The sequence below is a fragment of the Candidatus Neomarinimicrobiota bacterium genome (genome assembly GCA_017656425.1).
Lineage (GTDB): Bacteria > Fidelibacterota > UBA2242 > UBA2242 > B5-G15 > JACDNV01.
In genome coordinates, this window is the sequence record JACDNV010000027.1 from 1 (window position 1) to 19,050 (window position 19,050).

The window sequence follows — 19,050 nt, forward strand, 5'->3', positions numbered from 1 at the left end:
TCTTAGCCATCTAGCTATCTCGCTATCTAGCCGTCTAGCCATCCAGCCATCCAGCAATCTCGCCATCTCAATCGGATGAGATTGCCACGCTCGCTTACGCTCACTCGCACTGACAGAAGATAATCCACATACACTTGCAACCATATCTGAGAATTAGTATATTTAAGTTGCATTAACTATTGAGGTCGAAATGCCTGTTGTAACAGTTAAAAAGCCTTTAAGAGAAAAACTCGGGGATGACGGCATAGAAGCTTTAGTCGAACTTATAAACGAAGCACAGAAAGAAACTAAAAACAACGTAATCCAATTCGTCGAAGAAAAATTCGAAAAAAGACTCTCCGAAGAATTGGCTAAGGTAAGAGTTGAACTTACAGGAAGAATCGAAGGAGTAAGAACTGAACTGAAATCCGAAATCGAAAGCCTGAGAAGCGAAATGAAATCCGAAATCGAAAACCTGAGAAGTGAAATGAAATCTGAAATCGAAGGACTAAGAACCAACGATGAAAGGATAAAAACTGAGCTTATCGAAAGAATAGAGAAAAAACATTCAGACACTGTTAAATGGATGTTTATCTTCTGGGTTGGGCAGATTGGTGCTATCCTAGGGATACTCTTTGCCTTCTTTAAAGGTTAATTCAAGAGTTAAAAAGTTCAACGTTCGACGTTCAACGTTATAGGGTTCAACGTTTGAGAGTTCAATGTTGCCTTCCCACAAATGCGGAACATAGAACTTTGAACTCTACCATATCCCGTTCGCAATGACATCAACCTGTCGTTGCTAGGAGTCCCAACTGGACGACGAAGCAATCTACAATGCTAAACACTTGATGGCTCAAATGTTCACTACATCGACCATGCAAAGTAGATTGCCACGCTCACTTACGTTCGCTTGCAATGACATGTTTGCAAGCATATATATAATCTTCGTAATAACAAAAAACATTAAAAACTTTATAAGTTACTACTTTTTTACCGTACAACAAACCCAATCATGTCTAAATAATCATTTACCGTTAATATTAATAATTTTCTCTTTGCAGGATATTTCTCAAAAAAATCCTTCTGTTTATCTTCCATATTTCTTCCATATTTTACTTCCAGTATGGTATCATCCCAGTAAAAATCAATCTCAATTCCATCCTGATATATGTAAAAAGGTTGTTTTTCTTTAATTGACAGATATACAAGATTTTCAAAAATCGCTCCTTTATCCCTGAATCCATTAAAAAGATTTCTAATACCAACATCAGCCGCATAAATCTTCCGGGGAGATTTAATTCTTTCATTTAATTTACCTTTACGTTCGACAAGATGTATCAGGTAAGTCTTGCGAAAGTACTCAAGATACCTCCTTGCTGTATCCGGAGAAATATCAAGAATCCTTGCAATCTTATTAATACTTACCAGTTTCCCGACTCTTTCCATAATCAACCTGCAAAAATCTTTTACCATACCTACATCTCGAATTCCAAATGCAGAGACTATGTCCTTATAAATAACACTCTCAATTAAGTTATCAAGATAATTGATATCACCTGTTAAAACATACTCAGGGATTCCACCATTTTTCATATATTCTTCAAAATACGACTCCAGCAGATAGGTTTGTGATCTTTTAATGGTTATACTTTTAAATTGCAAATACTCACGAAAATCAAGGGGCATGATTTCTATTAGTCGTGCTCTTCCTGTCAACATAGCTCTGGTATCATTTAGTATTGTCGCCGAAGAGGAAGAGGCAAAAATCTTTACATTTTCCGAATCATAAAGATTTTTTAATTCCTGATGGATATTTGTTCGACACCCTGCCTCATCAAAAAAAACGTACACCTTTTGCTCAAGTGGAATTTTGAAAATCTTACGATACTCCCTCAATATTTCCATAGTGGAAAACGGTTCTAAGGGGATTGAATCCAAGGAAACGTAGAGGATGTGCTCAGGTTTAACATCTTTAAGTAATCTAGAAATCATAAGTTTCATAATAGAGGTTTTGCCGACTTTTCTTAATCCTGTTATCAGGATTATATCTCTATTCTTCAAATCACTTTCTAAATAGCGAATATATTTTTCTCTTGGAATAAGAGATAGTGAATATTCACCCTCCCACCATGGATTATATTTGAACAACTCCTCTGATATGTTAATCATTTTATACGACAAACTCGCTCATATCGTATAAATATCGACAATATTATACGATGTATTCGTATATATATCAACAAATTTTTGTTAGCCTGATAGCCTGACAGCCAGTTGGCCAGTTAGCTTGTTATCCTGACAGCTAGTTAGCTCGATAGCTTGATAGCTTGACAGCCAGTTAGACCATTTACCTCTCAGCCATCCAGCTATTTCGCAATCTATCTATCTAGCCATCCAGCCATCTCGCCATCTCAAACAGATGAGATTGCCACGCTCGCTTATGCTCGCTCGCAATGACTGTATCACGTCGTTGCGAGGAGTCCCATAGTGACAACGAAGCAATCTACAATGCTAAATGCTCGATGATTCAAATATTTACCATCTTGTCCATGCAAAAGAGATTGCCACGCTCGCTTACGCTCGCTCGCAATGACAGAAGGGCTTACCTGCGAACAACAAAGCAACCTTTATCAACGAAAAATAAAAAAGCCCCGAAAAGGGGCGACCCAGCAGCGTGTTAGCTTGTTAGCCTGTTGGCTTGATAGCCAGTTAGCTTGATAGCTCGTTAGCTTGTTAGCTTGTTAGCCAGTTAGCTTGACAGCCTGTTAGACCATTTACCTCTTAGCCATCTCGCTATCTAGCTATCTAGCCATCTAGCCACCCAGCCTCTTTCACCCTCTTATAGAAACTCCACAACCTCTTACTCAACTCATTCTTAAGAAATTCAAGCTCCTTAAAATCACTATTTTTAATGTAACCAAGCCTAAGGGAAAAATCTATAAGGTACTCTGCCTCAGCTAATGAACCGATTGCTATATTTACAAATCTCGCAAGCTCCCTATCACCCTTCCTTGAATAACCTTCAACAATATTTAATGGAACCGATAATGCCGCTCTTCTCAATTGAGATGTAATCCCAAAAATTTCATGCTTTGGAAATAACCTGGTTATACTGTACACTTCAAAAGCAAACTTATCAGCTAACTCCCAGACTTTAAGACTTTTATAGTTCATTTTGGCCTATTGGCTTGTTAGCCAGTTAGCCTGTTAGCTTGATAGCTTGTTGGCCAGTTAGCTTGACAGCCTGTTAGCTGGTTAGCTCGATAGCTAGTTAGCTTAATAGCCTATTAGACTACCTCTTACCTCTTAGCCACCCAGCTATTTAGCCATCAAGCCATCTCGCTATCTCGCTATCTAGCCGTCTAGCTATCCAGCTATCCAGCCATTTCGCCATCTAGCCATCCAGCCACATTCAGTACGCATTCGGTACGCGGAAGGTTATCATCTGTAAAACGGTCTTGCCTATTATTTTCAGGTCAAGCAGGAAACTCCAGTTCTCGATATACCAGATGTCAAGCTCTGTGCGCTTTTTCATCAGCTTAAGGCTCTTAGCACTTCCACGGCACCCCACAAAGCTCACATCCACAACCCATATCGGCATCTACTACATCAATTTTTCTTTTATATACTCCTTTATAGCATGATTTATAATCAAGTGGCTATCTTCTATTCTCTCCATAGATTCAGAGGGAACAATGACAACAATATCAGCAATCTCTGCGAGTTTTCCTCCTTCCATACCATTATAATTTCCTGTCATTCCAACAGTTACACATCCTCTAGATTTCGCAAACTCAATAGCTCTTAGCACATTGGCAGAATTTCCAGAACCGCTATACGCTATAACAACGTCACCTTCATCGAGATAGGTCTCCAACTGGGCAACAAAAATATTATCATAGCTGGTATCATTAGCCCATGCTGTTACAAGAGTCGAATTGTCCGTCAGACACAAAGTCCTGACCCCTAACTCTTTACACCAATCACCCGCAGAATGCGATGGAGTTGCCGCACTTCCACCGTTACCAATCAGGAAAACTTTCTTACCCTTCCTCTTTGCCTCACAGATCAACTCTGCAATGCTAATCAGTACATTACTGTCTACTCCATCAAGTTCTCTACACAGGTTCTGAAAATAATCTTTAAAGAAATTTATCATTGATCTCGCATCTTTTTCAAAAAATGTCACTTCCAATAGTTACGCTTTATATTAAATATGATCTTACTCCCATCTGGTTCAAGCATAAAAGGTAGTTCACGATATTCTTTTAATGCTTTTCTTACCGAATTCTGCTTCTCCCTGGGCACATACAGCATCAGGAAGCCACCTCCTCCTGCTCCGCAAACCTTACCTCCCAAAGCGCCAGCGTTAATAGCTTTCATATACATATCATTTATAGTCTCATTACTTATTTTATTATCAAGTTTCTGCTTCAGTAACCATGCTTCATGCAAAATTTGGCCGGCTCTATCGAAACTATAACCATTCTCGAGTACGGCTTTAAACTCATCGACCTGATCTCTCATACGTCGAAGGATATCAAAATTTTTCCTTGTATTCTTCTTCTGGTCTTTCAAGATAAAAGATGATTTCCTCGTCATGTTTGTAAAAAATAAGAGAATATTCGATCCAAATACTCTTCGATCACCATTGGATATATTTACATTTTTGACAGTAACACTACCATCAGGATGAAAGATAAACTCTTTTAGCCCCCCATATGCAGCTATATACTGATCCTGCTTACCAATGGGCCTTCCAAGTATATCTATTTCGATCTGACATGCTTCACGAGCGAGTCTTTCTGCAGTAACTTGTTCTCCTTTATACGCATACAAAGCATTAAGCAACCCAACTATAACGCTACTACTACTTCCTAAACCTGAACCCTCGGAAGGTATATCAGCAAGAGTCGTAATCTCAACCCCTTTTTCTACTCCCGTCGTCCTCATAGCTTCGCGAACTAGATCATGCTTTATCTGTGATACATCCTCTATGATCTCTTTCCGGGAGTAGTTTATATATATCAAGTCATCAAAACGCTCCTTGACTATCACATAAATATACTTATCAATTGCAGTTGATAGAACCTTCCCATCTTCAAGTTTCCAGAAATCCTCCAGGTCAGTCCCACCGCCAACAAACGAAATGCGTAAAGGTGTCTGAGATATAATCATCGTTTACCCTATAGACTTGCGAATGATATTTAATCTCTTCATTCTTTCAACAGAATTTCCCACAACATCATAATTAGGTTTGTACAACTCCAGATACTCCTTATACTCCAATATTGAATCTTCTACAGATCTCTTCGGCTCCCAGCCAAGTCTTCTTAACTTCGATATATCAGACAAAATATGCCGTGTATCACCATATCTATATGAACCATCTCGGATAGGTTCAATACCGGCCTTATACACTCTATCTACCATCTCATAGAACTCATTAATCGTTACAGCCTTCCCACCACCAACATTAAAAACTTGATAGTTAGCTTCATCTTTTTCCATTACCAAGAGATTGGCATCAACTACATCGTGAATATTTACAAAATCCCTAATTTGATTTCCATCTTCAAATATTATAGGAGGCTTCCTTTGATACAGAGAAAGAGAAAATACTCTCATAGCGCCTGAATATGCATTGTAAAACGACTGTCTGGCACCTTGAACTATTGAATACCTTAACGCCACAGAAGGAATACCATATCTTTTACCAAGATTTATACATATGCTCTCCTGAGCATACTTAGACATCGCATATTGATTCTGTGGCTTTATCTTATCTTCAGGAGTAGGTAAATACTGCATATAGCTGCCACAAAAAGGACAGTGATGCTCCCAATCACCTTTTGATAATTGTTCCTCCAGTCTAATATCAGGAATTATCTCTCCATGTTTATTGCATCTATAAAGTCCCTCTCCCAATACTGCTTGCGACGATGCCACTATAACCTTTTTAACAGGCAGTTTTTTTTCAACAATAATCTCATAAATCAATGCCGTACTCACTGCGTTAACATGGAAATATGTACTGAAATCAGGTAAATAATCCTGGTATGCCGCAAAATGAAAAACTATATCAACATCTTCCAGAGCATATTCCATCAATCTCTTATCACGGACATCACCAAAGATAAACTCCGCATCCTGAGGGATATAATCAGGTTTACCCCACATATGGACAGGTTTCTGAAGGTTATCAACTATTTTTACATCGTAACCTTCTTTTAACAATCTATCTACAGTATGAGAGCCGATAAAACCAGCTCCACCGGTTACTAATATCTTCATTTTGAATTAATACCTAACTTTTACTGAATTTTGAATTATTAATGTTGAATGCTTACCGTGTAAGGAACCTGCGACTGAACAGGGCTGAATTATTTGAATAAGTTCTTTGTCTTTTATAAATGCTTCAGATTCTCTCATTTATGACTGAATAAGTTTTTTCGATTTTTCATCATCTTTTCCACCTTTTAGATTGTGCAGCTTGTGCTTCATTAATATTTGCACCAATTGTGGATTTTAAAACTTGCTTTGAAATTACCATACTCATACTCTTGAGGTAATTTATTGTTCAACTTGATAATTTGCAATGAAAAATCAAAACACTTATCAACTATCAAATTCCCCCATTTATCCCTTTACATCACAAATAATCGCTTTCTTTTATCTTTTTCATTCAATATTCTATCCATATCCTCTCGGATGCTTTTTGTGCCATTCCCACGCTGATCTTATTATACTTTCCAAATTCGCAAATTTAGGTTTCCACCCTAATTCTTTTTGAGCCAATTCTGATGAAGCAATTAACACAGCCGGATCCCCGGGTCTGCGAGGACCGAATTCCCAATTTATTTTTCTCCCAGAAACTTTTTCCACCATCTGCAGAACTTCCAGATTAGTAAATCCCTCACCGTTTCCCAGGTTATATTTTCCACTCGGGTGCTCATCCAGATTATCCAGAGTCAAGATATGCGCCTGTGCCAGATCAATCACATGGACATAATCCCGTACACAGGTTCCATCCTTAGTGGGATAATCATTTCCAAATATAAAAAATTTATCCCTCTGCCCCAGCGCTGTTTGAATAATAACCGGTATTAAATGACTTTCGTGTTTGTGAGCTTCTCCCAATTTTTCAGACGCACCTGCTGCATTGAAATAGCGAAAAGTATTAAATTTTAGGCCATAAGCTTTATGGTACCAATCTAATATATGTTCAAACATCAGTTTTGATTCACCATAGGCATTAATAGGTCTCTGAGGGTGCTTTTCATCAATTGGAACATACTGCGGTTCTCCAAAAGTTGCTGCCGTAGAAGAAAAGATAAAGCGATTGCAATTATGTTCAAGCATTACATTAAGCAGGGTGATTCCATTGACCACATTATTTTTAAAATAAATTTTTGGATTGGTCATGGAAAACTCAACTGTCGTTTCCGCCGCAAAATGCATAACAGCATCTATTTTATGATTATCAAATATATTATTCAATAAATTCACATCTCCAAAATCACCTTCATAAAAAACAGCTTTTGGCAATATAGCTTCTCGATTACCCTCTTGAAGATTATCAATTACAACGACTGAGTAATCTTTTTTTAGCAATTCCTCAACAACAATACTGCCAATATAACCTGCCCCACCTGTAACCAATATCTTCATATCCCATTCCTCCCTGAATTGCCTTTATACTTTTTATTATATACAAAACTCAACAACCTCCCCGCCATCTGGCGGATTGGATTCATCATTAAAAACTTGTTTTATTGTTTTTAATTCAACATTCAAAATTCAGCATTCATCATTTCTAATACGCCCCTTCTCTCTTCAACACCTTCCACACAGTTTTTACAATAATAATATCCATCCAGATGGACCAGTGGTCGATGTAGAACATATCCATTCGTACCCTTTCTTCATAACTGGTGTTCTGGCGGCCATTGACCTGCCAGAAGCCGGTAATGCCGCCCGGCTTTACTGAAAGTCGCTTCCGGGCCCATTGACCGCATTTTTCGAGCTCGGATTTCACGATCATCCGCGGCCCCACCAGGCTCATCTGGCCTTTCAAAACGTTTAAAAACTGAGGAAATTCATCCAGGCTGTATCTCCTCATGAACCTTCCAACCCTGGTAAGGCAGGGGGCATCCTTCAGTTTATAATTTTTCTCGAAGGCTCGCTTGAGCTGGGGATTGGTGTCGAGAATCTCATCGGCATTGATCTTCATAGAGCGGAATTTGAAGGCATCGAATTCGATTCCTACTTTGCCAATTACCTTGAGTAAATAGATAACTGGTCCACCACTTTCAAGCCAGATGAGAAGGCGAGAAAGGCACACCTGCCCTTCAGTCATACTGCTCCATCTCCCTTAATCACTGCTGGAATTGTTTTAATCAAGATCTTTAGATCTAACCAGAGTGACCGGTGATCAATGTAATACATGTCTAGTTCAACTCGCTTTTCGTATGGCAGTTTGGATCGTCCGCTCACCTGCCAGAGGCCGGTTAGTCCAGGCTTTACACTGAGAAACTTCTCTTTGCAGTAGCCGTAATGCTTTTCAAGTTCAGGAGGGATGACATCCCGCGGGCCAACAAGACTCATCTCGCCTTTCAGGATATTGAAGAACTGCGGTAGTTCATCTAAGCTGGTTTTTCTCAAAAACTTTCCCACTCTCGTTACTCTGGGATCATTGCGAATTTTATAATTCGATTCATATTCTTCTCGTAACTTAGGGTTGCTTTCTAATAATCTTTGCAGAACCTCCTCACCGTTGGGAATCATGGTGCGGAACTTGTATTTAATAAAGAACGAACCATTTTTGCCCAATCTTTTGGTCTTATGAATTACAGAGCCTTTAGAATCTATCTTGATAGCGATAGCGATAAGCAACCCTACTGGGAAAAGGAAGATAATCGCCACTAACGAGAGCAAAATATCAATAGCTCTCTTTATTTTCTCATAATATAGACTCATCCTGCACCATTTATAGTACTCTTTAAACATATCTAAAATTTAGTCTATTTTATGAAATTTTACCACACATATCCAGTTTTCTCAACAGATATCACTCAAACAACAACTTCTCAAACTCACTTACAATTTTATTAATATCAAAATTTGACTCTGCATATTTTCTCGCATTTCTGCCTAGCTCTTTACGCAAGTCTTCATCATTCATTAATAATTTAATACTTTTCAAAAAGCCAGCTCTATCATTTGGTTCTGAAATCAATCCAGCCCCACTTCTATCAATTATCTTAGATGCCAAGTTGTCAAGCGGGACTGAAAGGACTATAGGTCTACCTGCACACATATAAGCAAGTATTTTCGAAGGAACTGAAAAAATTCCCGCATCCCTTTCCAAAATCGCAATCAAAATGTCAGCAGTAGCAAGCACATAAGGTAAGTCAGCATACTGCTGAAAAGGCATTATAATTAAATTGTCGAGCTCATTTTTATTTTTATTACTTATCAGATAATCTGCTCCTATCCCCTCAGAAATAACAACTACTCTCACTCTATCAAAATCTCTAACTTCTTTAGCTAAGTATAAAATTAAATCCGGATTATGCTTCAAACCCAAAGTACCGGAATATATTATATTGAAAGTACTGTCTAAACCATACCTAATAGACCATTTATTACTTTTCGTCAGCAATGGGATCTCTTCAATTGGAGCCCAATTATAAATAACCGAAATATTGCCAGCATCAATCCCCCAATCCCTAATGATGTCAACAAATTCATCCGCAATTACAACAATTTTATCACTCCTCCTTAGCAGAGTTTTCTCCATATTAATAAAGTACTTACCAACACACGCGCCTATCACGCTATTTTTTCTAGAAAAGATATTTAATAAAGCTATACCATATAGATCCTGAACCCAGAAAATAAATCTTTTGTTATTCCTTAACGAATACCTAACTAAAACATCTTGAATCCACAAAGGTGTATTAGAAGAAATTATAACATCAGGATTAATAGTAATAATCTTCTTCAGCAGCATTTTAGAATATCTAACTTCTTGAAAATACCTTCTGATCAAAGAATATTTTTTAATTTTCCTTTTTGTTGAGATTTCTTCTATATGGAAATTATCAGGATCATTGGTAGTTTTGTCAAGATTGCCATGGGGACTGGTAATATCTCCAGAATAAATATGGTACACACAATATCCTCTCTCCGCAAGTTTTCTACTTAATTGAACCTGAAAAGGATGTCCAGCGTAATCGTGAACGATAATTATCATTTATTTAATAATTCTACCTAATTTTAAATCCAATTATAGTTTTTTTAAAGTCCTTTGCATAGTGGTCAATTTGGTTTTCAACCAAATTTTTTTAAATAATTATCGGAAGTTCCGCCTTTAACGTCCAATGGCCCTGGGATATGTTTTATCTTTTTTATTAGCAATATCCATTATGATCTTAGCAAGTTCTTTAATAATAACCATTCTTCTGAACCCATCCCGGAAAAGTTTTCCCATTCATGTTCATTATCCGGCATCATAGGATTTGCTAATTCCCCTTAAGTTTTAGAATTGTTAGAATTTTTTTGTTTGTATTCTAGGTAACAAGCAGATTAGGAATTAAAAAATCTTTTTTAAACAGTATTTAATTAACCATTCACATACATTCAAATTAATCATTGATGAATTGTGCATAATATAAGCATCATTCTCACCGGAAAAAACAAAACCAGCTCCTCCCATATCAGCCGCCAATTGATATACCTCATCAAAACCTTTATCTCTGTCTATTAAAACTTCCAAACCCTTCTTCATCTTCAAATCCTGATTAGGAACAATTAAAACCCCCTGTACAACTTCAGGATCTCTAAGATTACCAATAATAAATTCATCTGCTTCAGTGGGTGAAAACTCCGGATATTTCAAATCAACTCCACGGACCCAATATCCTTCAGATTTCAGTCTCTTGACCAAATGGCTTCCGATAAAACCACCTGCACCAAGCACTAATGCTGTCTTCATTACATTTCCTCCTGTTTTTAACTACCTTCATAAAGCTAATTAGTCGTTCCTAAAAAATTTGTTTTTAGAAGTTTATTAACTGATATGCTAAAACGGAAATGAAACCTTTATCTGAATTAACAACTTCTTAGATTTCTCGCTCATGTTTCTCAGGACAAAAAATAAAAAATATAGCATAGCTGCGAAGAACCTTCTAATATTGTAGCCAAATGCACAGAGAAGAGCATTAATTCTATCTCTTTATTCTCCTTTGAGATAGTTCCTTCCCATACAGTTATCATGTTTTAAATGACTTATTATCGGTTCTATAGCTGACCTACGCTTCATATACATACACATCTAGCGACTTATCTTTCTATACGATTTCCCACGTCTGCTGATCTTTATCTCAATCTCTCCTTTATAATTGTGCCCTATATATCCCCTATCACAATATGCTTCACGAGGAGTCTTCCACGTCAATCGCTCTACCTGAGAAAATACCTATTCTAATGTATGTCCCTCATATGGATTTCCATGAAAGGCCAATATACCTATGATCCAGTTATCTCCTGAGGTTGAAACAATAATTACCTTATTGCTAAATTCATATCTTTTATGAACCTTATCCTTAGATATGTATTCTACTTCTATGACATGAATCGAATAAATCTTATTTTTATCTCAGAGGGATCCTTTATACTATCTCTCTCCCGAACTAATAGTTGATATGCCAATTCTATAAATCCTTTAACTCCTGATCTGGAACATCTACCTTACGGTGTATATCCCTTACTACCCTATCCAAATAAGTATTCAATTCCCCGGTCTCCTTACTGGCACACTTCATATGCTTTGCATAGAAATACCTACCCTGCTTGACTAAGGCTCTTTTACTCAAATGTTATAACTATGCCGAATTTTATACCTATCTTCTACGCCTCATTTACGAATTTCTCACGCATCTTGTGGTATAACTTTGTGTCTGTGGGATAGGTGATAGCCTTCTCTTATACCGTTGTATCAACATTAACCTTATTGAAATGTCTAACCTTTATGAGTTCACAACTCATATACATCTGAATAATTACCTGTAACAATTTCTCTATACCTCGAGAACCTATCCTCCTACACCACTTTACCAAACTGGTAGGATCAATAGGATATTCATGTGTAAAATACTCATATCCAGTAAAATATTGCTAATCTCGATGGAATCTCTTCAAAATATGGATCTTCTATAAACTGTTCAACTACCGATTCTTCACTCTCGCTATATGTGTGTTTCAGATAGTATAAGACTACCATAAGTCTTATCGGCTTAGTCGACCTCCCCTTACCTTCCGAATAATACTTACCAAACTCATTTCCTCCCAAAGGAATGCCTTCGGCAAAAAAATGACCAATCGATTCTTTTTGCCAGCTTAACCAATGGATACTCTCTACCGAATATAACATCCAGGCATGATTGAAATAACTTAAGAGTTGAAGTATATTTTTTATTTAACATAAATCACCAGATTTTTTGATCATTTCTAATATTTCTGGTTATTTATGCAATAAATATCAAGATCTAAATACTTATATTTATAATATGTTAGAAAATATTTCAGGGAAGACTATCTACCAATAACTCTAATTTTAAGGCGCTTATTTCTACTGCAAACCAATAGGCTTCCTTATTAGATATTATAGTGATAGCCTTAAAATTAAAGCAAAGATCTTATTAGTTTTTCTTTTTCATCATTTTGTTGAAAAGCTTTTTACGGAATAATTTATAATATACGTTATCAATCTCCTCGTATATTATCCTAAAATTTAAATGATATCTCATTAAATGTTAATTATTATATTTTTTCCTAAAGATAATTTCCCTAATGAGAGTAGGCTTTTGAATACTTCTTCTAAGTATTATTTTCCTTCTTTTATATACATAATGAATATTCTTTATAATATAGTTTATATATCTAATTGTTCTGGGTTCAAATATAATTGTATATAATAATGTTTGAAACATTCTGCAAACAATAAATACTATATCCAATAATATATTTACAAAATACTCGTTACTAAATAATACAACTAACTCATTTTTTTTTGAATGGTACTTTAAATAATCATCAATATTCTCTCTATTATCTTTTCTAAATGTTCTTGGATGTATAGCAATGCATTGAGGTGCAAAAACGGTCTTCCATCCTCTGTGTATAGATCTCCAAGATACATCCCAATCTTCCTTATGCATAAAAAAACTGGAATCAAAAAAATTACCGTTTATTTTAATATCCTCAATCATTTTTCTCCTATAAAGAGGTAATGCTCCATCTGCACCAGCTACCTCTTCTGTATATAAGTCAACTTCACCTAATTCTCTATTGTGATATCTTAAAGAAAAGGTTCTATCTTTGTTAAGATTAAGGCCAGCTCCATCTATAATACAATGGGTATCATTGATACAATTCTGCAATAATAAACCGCATAGAGTACCAATACTGCTATCTTGGTCCATTATATTTAAAGCATTATGTATATAATTTGGCAACATTATAACATCGGGATTAACTAATAATATATATTCACTACTCGTATTATTAATAACGAAATTATGTCCCCCACAATACCCTAAATTAATATCTGATTTTATTAACTCAAATCTACTATCTTTAAATCTTTCTATCAGCTCATAAGTATTATCACTGGAATTATTATCAAAAACTACTATCTTATAATTATTATAATTTTGACTTAAAATTGAACTAATGCACTTTTCTATTACTCTTGCACTGTTATATGTAACAATCGAAATTACTAACTTGTACATATATTAATAATTAGTCGTCCCTGAAAAAATTGTTTTTAAAAGTTTATTGACTGATATGCTAAAACAGAAATGAAACCTTTACCTGAATGAACAATTTTCTGGATTTCTCGCTCATGTTTTTCAGGACAAAAAATAAAAATGTAGAAAAGCTACGAGGAACTTTCTAATATTGTAGCCAACTGCACTGAGAAGAGCATTAATTCTATCTCCTTCTTCACCTTTGAGATAGTTCCTTCCCATACAGTTATCATGTTTTAAATGACTTATTATCGGTTCTATAGCTGACCTACGCTTCATATACATACACATCTAGCGACTTATCTTTCTATACGATTTCCCACGTCTGCTGATCTTTATCTCAATCTCTCCTTTATAATTGTGCCCTATATATCCCCTATCACAATATGCTTCACGAGGAGTCTTCCACGTCAATCGCTCTACCTGAGAAAATACCTATTCTAATGTATGTCCCTCATATGGATTTCCATGAAAGGCCAATATACCTATGATCCAGTTATCTCCTGAGGTTGAAACAATAATTACCTTATTGCTAAATTCATATCTTTTATGAACCTTATCCTTAGATATGTATTCTACTTCTATGACATGAATCGAATAAATCTTATTTTTATCTCAGAGGGATCCTTTATACTATCTCTCTCCCGAACTAATAGTTGATATGCCAATTCTATAAATCCTTTAACTCCTGATCTGGAACATCTACCTTACGGTGTATATCCCTTACTACCCTATCCAAATAAGTATTCAATTCCCCGGTCTCCTTACTGGCACACTTCATATGCTTTGCATAGAAATACCTACCCTGCTTGACTAAGGCTCTTTTACTCAAATGTTATAACTATGCCGAATTTTATACCTATCTTCTACGCCTCATTTACGAATTTCTCACGCATCTTGTGGTATAACTTTGTGTCTGTGGGATAGGTGATAGCCTTCTCTTATACCGTTGTATCAACATTAACCTTATTGAAATGTCTAACCTTTATGAGTTCACAACTCATATACATCTGAATAATTACCTGTAACAATTTCTCTATACCTCGAGAACCTATCCTCCTACACCACTTTACCAAACTGGTAGGATCAATAGGATATTCATGTGTAAAATACTCATATCCAGTAAAATATTGCTAATCTCGATGGAATCTCTTCAAAATATGGATCTTCTATAAACTGTTCAACTACCGATTCTTCACTCTCGCTATATGTGTGTTTCAGATAGTATAAGACTACCATAAGTCTTATCGGCTTAGTCGACCTCCCCTTACCTTCCGAATAATACTTACCAAACTCATTTCCTCCCAAAGGAATGCCTTCGGCAAAAAAATGACCAATCGATTCTTTTTGCCAGCTTAACCAATGGATACTCTCTACCGAATATAACATCCAGGCATGATTGAAATAACTTAAGAGTTGAAGTATATTTTTTATTTAACATAAATCACCAGATTTTTTGATCATTTCTAATATTTCTGGTGGTTTATGCAATACATATCAAAATGTAAATACTTATATTTATAATATGTTAGGAAATATTTCAGGGAAGACTAATTAGATAGTATAATTCATTTTTCCTCTCTTACCACGTACTCCATCAATGATTCCAATTAAAATAAATTTAAGGTGAAATATCCAATCTTTTTCTGTAATTATTATTTTAATTATTTCCTTAAAAAATTTAACTAAATCTTTCATAACCCAGCTAGGTGAAACAAAAAAATTCTTTTTGTATATATGAATCCTGTTTCTATATCTATAGTATCTTCTTAGATAATCATATGTTGTATATTTTATTACCTTATTAAATAATTTTTTTTCTCTTACTATACCCATTGAATGATATAATATACTACTATTTACTTTTGCTATTCTATATCCATTCATCTTTAGCCTTAGGCAAAATTCATAATCAACACAATCTATAAATAATGAATCATCATACATTCCAACTTTGTTAAATATACTAGCCTTAACTAAACTTCCAGAAGTTATTGCTTCACCAACAAAGTAAATATCGTCATTATAAATTATATGTTTATTATCTTTCCCATTGATAAAATACTGTGGACATAACATTCCAACCTTATCACGCTCATATATCTTTTGATAGGCAGATAACATTTTACTTATATAGTTTTCACCAATTATGCTATCTTGATCTAAAGTAAGAACCCAATCTGCTTTCATATACAAGCACTTAGATACTCCTTTGTTTAAAGCATAAGCAACACCAAAATTATCTTCGTTTTTTATCAGTATAATTTTCGAATATTTAATTAATTTTTTAAAAAAATCATTAGTTGAACAATTATCTACAATAATAATTTTATTAACCTGTGTAATTAATGCTAAAATTGACTTATTTAATACAACTATATCAGGATTATATGTCACTATTACTGCATATACATTCATTGGATAGAATATCACATTTTCAATTAGATAGAGTGTGAGTAATGCTCACCTAAAAACAAGACAAATTTTTTGAAAAAATAAGGTAAAGTCATACTTTCTTTAATTTCGATTTTTACTATTTAAATTCATGTTCAAATTCAACTGGAATTTTGTATCCCAGCGATGAATATATATTCATTGTTGTAGAACTGAATGAACTCCTCAACAACCTTTTCGGACTTGATAGTGCTGTCGAATTATCTCGGCCAAATAACTTCTTCTTTGAAAGTTCTCATAAACCTCTCAGTATCCGTGTTACCTTTGTGATTAGAATAGGATGTGGTTACATGCTCTATCCCAAGAGTCAAATAGGCTTTCATGTAAGCCTGACTCGTAGGCTGACATTAACTATCACTCATAAGATGAATTTCGTACGATCTGCTTACTTTATCACAACGAGTGGAAAAATCCTTTTCCAATGCTTCTATCCAATCTCCGGAAGTAATCCTACTTCCAAGTGCATAACCAATCAATCTCTTTGTGTACCAGTCAAGAATAATCACAAGATACAGCCATCCAAAACCATTAACATCAAACTTGGTCATATCAGGCCCCCACCATTGATTCGGTCTGGTGGTTACAGGCTTTCTATATTCTTGCTTACGTTTAACTTTATACCTTTTCTGGAAAGCTAATAGATTATCTGATTTTATCAAACGTTAAACTCGTTTGTTATTTACTCTAATATTATCCCTGTAATTAAGCCATGCCTATACTCTACGATAGCCAAAAAAATGATGACGAAGTTTTATTTCCTTGATTGAAGTAAGTATTAAATCGTCTTCAGCAAAAATTCTCGATTTGGGCTTTGTTTTGCTATCTGAAACTCTTTTTCTACGATAGTAAATGCTCTGGGAATAACCAAGTGTTTTACATATTATAGTCAATGAATATCCCTCAGCCATTAATTGATCTATTATTTCTATGTTATCACCTGCATCTATATCATCTCTAAGCTTATTTTAGTATCTCTATCTCAAGGGTCTTCCTACCTAAAATTCTCTCAAGTTCCGTAATTCTCGCTTTGTCTGCGTTAGCCTTTTCCCATCTTGAGCCGATTGCAGATAATGCTTCGCTCCATCCAGAAACTTGTCTCTCCATCTATAAAACAGTATCTGTGAAAGTCAATATTTCCTGCAAATGTCCTGAATGCTGTTTTTCCCGCGTAAATCTTCCAAAATGATGTTGAATTTCTCTACTGTTGTCCATTACCTTCTCCTGTTCATTGCTCTCCCTTTACATTGTTAATATTATTATCGATTAGCTTAATTAATTCAACCAGCGAAGTGGGGCACCCCACTCCTATCCCTTAACTTCCTTAAGTATGTGCTTCCTTTAATTGAATCTGTAATAATAAATGATCCTTTCTCTAACCTAATCATTTGTTCCATTATTATGGGGAGCAATATATATCTTTACTAACCGATATTATAAATATATCTTGATCTTTCCATTACTTTACTATTCCTATTTCTCAATTTTTTATAATTCAATATAAACAAATAAAGTATTAATAGATATAATAGATACTTAATTGTGAAACCTGTGTATTCTCCCATAAAATAGAATTCATCCTTATAGATATTTATTAATTTCATAGCAATAATGAAGATTATTATATTGTAGTTATTAATGCAATTTATCATAAATTTATGAACATAAACGTAAATAATAGTGGAAAAAATATGTATAAAGTACGCAAATATTAATCCAAAATTAAAGATTAAAATTGCTGGATACCCCGCTGAAAATCTAGCCCCATGTTTAATCATCTCCATAGAAAGATTAGGAGAAATTGAATACATTAATCTTCCAAAACCATTATCTATGTTTGTAGAGTATGAACCCAACGAAAAAAAATGATTAATGAAAACTGAAAAGTTAAACTGAGGTAACCAATTACTTCGAGCCATATTAATAGTTCCCCAAAAAACATGTCCTTGCAACACAAACCTCTTAAAAAAGTTTTCCAATCCACCAATTGCATATATTTTGTAAATCATAACTCCTATCACACCAACAAATAATAATGCAAATGTCGTAATATATCTATATTTATTAAATGCAATTTTTATATCTTGAAATATTTCTCTATTCAGTATGGCACTATGAAAATACATAGCAGCAACCAAATATATAATTGCTTGAAAATACCCACCAAATTGAGAACCTCTTAGAATCTGAATTAAACAGTAAATTACGAAATATTGCAACTGTACTGTAAATCGTTTTTCTGTAAAAACACAGTATATATATAAATAAAGATAAACCTCTGTTAATATAAACATTAATTTAACACCAAAAGGACCTAAGCTAAAAAAAATATTAAAACGAGTATATGAAGTACTTCTTGATATTGCATATAATAATAATGATGTATAAATGATTGAATATATGTAAAATGTTTTTTTACTATTTTTAAAATTTATTTCCAAGGTTATGATCTTCGAATAATGGTTAATTAACAATAAGGCAATAATTAAAAAAGAGTATAAATAGTAAAAAGCACCATTTTCATAACCAAATTTATACTGTTCAATAATATAGGCACCATTCTCTATTAAAATCGTTGATATCAATGCATATATATTAAGGATAAAATAACCAATAAAAACGATCATTTGTTTTTTCCTATATATAAGAAGTGCAATAACTATAATGTATATTATAAGTAATATTATCTTTAAATACATGATATATTTATGTTACTTCAATACCTTTTAATTTAGTACGTTTTACAAAAGACTGTTTCATTTTTTGTGTAAATACCTCTTTTCATTAGAGCTCCAGGTTTAAT

18 protein-coding genes and 2 pseudogenes are annotated in these 19,050 nt (G+C 34.6%); 1 reads left to right on the forward strand and 19 read right to left on the reverse strand.

The features are described from left to right. The first annotated feature begins 190 nt into the window (after positions 1-190). Positions 191-634 (forward strand): hypothetical protein, encoded by a 444-nt coding sequence (locus H0Z29_11620; GenBank protein ID MBO8132133.1) that lies wholly within the window; start codon positions 191-193, stop codon positions 632-634. 335 nt (positions 635-969) lie between these two features. On the opposite strand, the gene H0Z29_11625 is transcribed toward H0Z29_11620, so the two are convergent. From H0Z29_11625 to H0Z29_11715, 19 genes and pseudogenes are all read right to left on the reverse strand, one after another. Then, on the reverse strand, positions 970-2,148 hold the full coding sequence (locus tag H0Z29_11625; protein ID MBO8132134.1) for an ATP-binding protein: 1,179 nt from the start codon (positions 2,146-2,148) through the stop codon (positions 970-972). A 636-nt stretch (positions 2,149-2,784) separates the two neighbouring features. Then, positions 2,785-3,153 carry a four helix bundle protein gene (locus H0Z29_11630; protein MBO8132135.1) on the reverse strand — a complete coding sequence of 123 codons (369 nt, stop codon included), beginning with the start codon at positions 3,151-3,153 and terminating at the stop codon, positions 2,785-2,787. Positions 3,154-3,391: 238 nt separating this feature from the next. Then, positions 3,392-3,580 carry a sugar transferase gene (locus H0Z29_11635; protein ID MBO8132136.1) on the reverse strand — a complete coding sequence of 63 codons (189 nt, stop codon included), beginning with the start codon at positions 3,578-3,580 and terminating at the stop codon, positions 3,392-3,394. 3 nt (positions 3,581-3,583) lie between these two features. Further along, the gene (locus H0Z29_11640) at positions 3,584-4,138 is read right to left on the reverse strand and encodes an SIS domain-containing protein (GenBank protein MBO8132137.1); all 555 of its coding nucleotides are present in this window, start codon (positions 4,136-4,138) and stop codon (positions 3,584-3,586) included. A gap of 26 nt (positions 4,139-4,164) precedes the next feature. Beyond that, entirely contained in the window at positions 4,165-5,157 is a 993-nt protein-coding gene (locus H0Z29_11645; GenBank protein MBO8132138.1) for a GHMP kinase, read from the reverse strand. A 3-nt stretch (positions 5,158-5,160) separates the two neighbouring features. Then, the gene (locus H0Z29_11650; protein MBO8132139.1) at positions 5,161-6,273 is read right to left on the reverse strand and encodes an NAD-dependent epimerase/dehydratase family protein; all 1,113 of its coding nucleotides are present in this window, start codon (positions 6,271-6,273) and stop codon (positions 5,161-5,163) included. 399 nt (positions 6,274-6,672) lie between these two features. Then, the gene (gene galE, locus H0Z29_11655; protein ID MBO8132140.1) at positions 6,673-7,650 is read right to left on the reverse strand and encodes a UDP-glucose 4-epimerase GalE; all 978 of its coding nucleotides are present in this window, start codon (positions 7,648-7,650) and stop codon (positions 6,673-6,675) included. Between the two features lie 145 nt (positions 7,651-7,795). Then, positions 7,796-8,338: a sugar transferase gene (locus H0Z29_11660; protein MBO8132141.1), complete on the reverse strand. Its 543-nt coding sequence runs from the start codon at positions 8,336-8,338 to the stop codon at positions 7,796-7,798. Further along, entirely contained in the window at positions 8,335-8,988 is a 654-nt protein-coding gene (locus tag H0Z29_11665; GenBank protein ID MBO8132142.1) for a sugar transferase, read from the reverse strand. Before H0Z29_11665 ends, H0Z29_11660 begins: the two co-directional genes overlap by 4 nt. Before the next feature lie 61 nt (positions 8,989-9,049). Further along, positions 9,050-10,237: a glycosyltransferase family 4 protein gene (locus H0Z29_11670; protein MBO8132143.1), complete on the reverse strand. Its 1,188-nt coding sequence runs from the start codon at positions 10,235-10,237 to the stop codon at positions 9,050-9,052. Positions 10,238-10,569: 332 nt separating this feature from the next. Next, positions 10,570-10,978 (reverse strand): annotated as a pseudogene (locus H0Z29_11675) (NAD-dependent epimerase/dehydratase family protein). Between the two features lie 718 nt (positions 10,979-11,696). Continuing rightward, positions 11,697-11,858 carry a hypothetical protein gene (locus H0Z29_11680; GenBank protein ID MBO8132144.1) on the reverse strand — a complete coding sequence of 54 codons (162 nt, stop codon included), beginning with the start codon at positions 11,856-11,858 and terminating at the stop codon, positions 11,697-11,699. A 281-nt stretch (positions 11,859-12,139) separates the two neighbouring features. Beyond that, the gene (locus tag H0Z29_11685) at positions 12,140-12,415 is read right to left on the reverse strand and encodes a hypothetical protein (protein MBO8132145.1); all 276 of its coding nucleotides are present in this window, start codon (positions 12,413-12,415) and stop codon (positions 12,140-12,142) included. Positions 12,416-12,797: 382 nt separating this feature from the next. Beyond that, the gene (locus H0Z29_11690; GenBank protein MBO8132146.1) at positions 12,798-13,778 is read right to left on the reverse strand and encodes a glycosyltransferase family 2 protein; all 981 of its coding nucleotides are present in this window, start codon (positions 13,776-13,778) and stop codon (positions 12,798-12,800) included. 120 nt (positions 13,779-13,898) lie between these two features. Next, positions 13,899-15,237 (reverse strand): annotated as a pseudogene (locus H0Z29_11695) (IS5 family transposase). A 113-nt stretch (positions 15,238-15,350) separates the two neighbouring features. Next, positions 15,351-16,214, reverse strand: coding sequence for a glycosyltransferase family 2 protein (locus H0Z29_11700; protein ID MBO8132147.1), 864 nt, complete (start codon positions 16,212-16,214; stop codon positions 15,351-15,353). A gap of 383 nt (positions 16,215-16,597) precedes the next feature. Beyond that, a complete protein-coding gene (locus tag H0Z29_11705) occupies positions 16,598-16,909 on the reverse strand; it encodes a DDE-type integrase/transposase/recombinase (protein ID MBO8132148.1) in 312 nt (103 codons plus the stop codon). A 301-nt stretch (positions 16,910-17,210) separates the two neighbouring features. Then, on the reverse strand, positions 17,211-17,354 hold the full coding sequence (locus H0Z29_11710; GenBank protein ID MBO8132149.1) for a hypothetical protein: 144 nt from the start codon (positions 17,352-17,354) through the stop codon (positions 17,211-17,213). A 317-nt stretch (positions 17,355-17,671) separates the two neighbouring features. After that, positions 17,672-18,874 carry a hypothetical protein gene (locus tag H0Z29_11715; protein ID MBO8132150.1) on the reverse strand — a complete coding sequence of 401 codons (1,203 nt, stop codon included), beginning with the start codon at positions 18,872-18,874 and terminating at the stop codon, positions 17,672-17,674. Positions 18,875-19,050 lie beyond the last annotated feature (176 nt).

What these genes read in the sequence shown, in the direction of transcription:
- H0Z29_11620 (MBO8132133.1), top strand. Translation starts at nt 191, where the DNA reads ATGCCTGTTGTAACAGTTAAAAAGCCTTTAAGAGAAAAACTCGGGGAT.
- H0Z29_11625 (MBO8132134.1), bottom strand. Translation starts at nt 2,148, where the DNA reads ATGATTAACATATCAGAGGAGTTGTTCAAATATAATCCATGGTGGGAG.
- H0Z29_11630 (MBO8132135.1), bottom strand. Translation starts at nt 3,153, where the DNA reads ATGAACTATAAAAGTCTTAAAGTCTGGGAGTTAGCTGATAAGTTTGCT.
- H0Z29_11635 (MBO8132136.1), bottom strand. Translation starts at nt 3,580, where the DNA reads ATGCCGATATGGGTTGTGGATGTGAGCTTTGTGGGGTGCCGTGGAAGT.
- H0Z29_11640 (MBO8132137.1), bottom strand. Translation starts at nt 4,138, where the DNA reads ATGATAAATTTCTTTAAAGATTATTTTCAGAACCTGTGTAGAGAACTT.
- H0Z29_11645 (MBO8132138.1), bottom strand. Translation starts at nt 5,157, where the DNA reads ATGATTATATCTCAGACACCTTTACGCATTTCGTTTGTTGGCGGTGGG.
- H0Z29_11650 (MBO8132139.1), bottom strand. Translation starts at nt 6,273, where the DNA reads ATGAAGATATTAGTAACCGGTGGAGCTGGTTTTATCGGCTCTCATACT.
- galE (MBO8132140.1), bottom strand. Translation starts at nt 7,650, where the DNA reads ATGAAGATATTGGTTACAGGTGGGGCAGGTTATATTGGCAGTATTGTT.
- H0Z29_11660 (MBO8132141.1), bottom strand. Translation starts at nt 8,338, where the DNA reads ATGACTGAAGGGCAGGTGTGCCTTTCTCGCCTTCTCATCTGGCTTGAA.
- H0Z29_11665 (MBO8132142.1), bottom strand. Translation starts at nt 8,988, where the DNA reads ATGTTTAAAGAGTACTATAAATGGTGCAGGATGAGTCTATATTATGAG.
- H0Z29_11670 (MBO8132143.1), bottom strand. Translation starts at nt 10,237, where the DNA reads ATGATAATTATCGTTCACGATTACGCTGGACATCCTTTTCAGGTTCAA.
- H0Z29_11685 (MBO8132145.1), bottom strand. Translation starts at nt 12,415, where the DNA reads ATGTTATATTCGGTAGAGAGTATCCATTGGTTAAGCTGGCAAAAAGAA.
- H0Z29_11690 (MBO8132146.1), bottom strand. Translation starts at nt 13,778, where the DNA reads ATGTACAAGTTAGTAATTTCGATTGTTACATATAACAGTGCAAGAGTA.
- H0Z29_11700 (MBO8132147.1), bottom strand. Translation starts at nt 16,214, where the DNA reads ATGAATGTATATGCAGTAATAGTGACATATAATCCTGATATAGTTGTA.
- H0Z29_11710 (MBO8132149.1), bottom strand. Translation starts at nt 17,354, where the DNA reads ATGGAGAGACAAGTTTCTGGATGGAGCGAAGCATTATCTGCAATCGGC.
- H0Z29_11715 (MBO8132150.1), bottom strand. Translation starts at nt 18,874, where the DNA reads ATGATCGTTTTTATTGGTTATTTTATCCTTAATATATATGCATTGATA.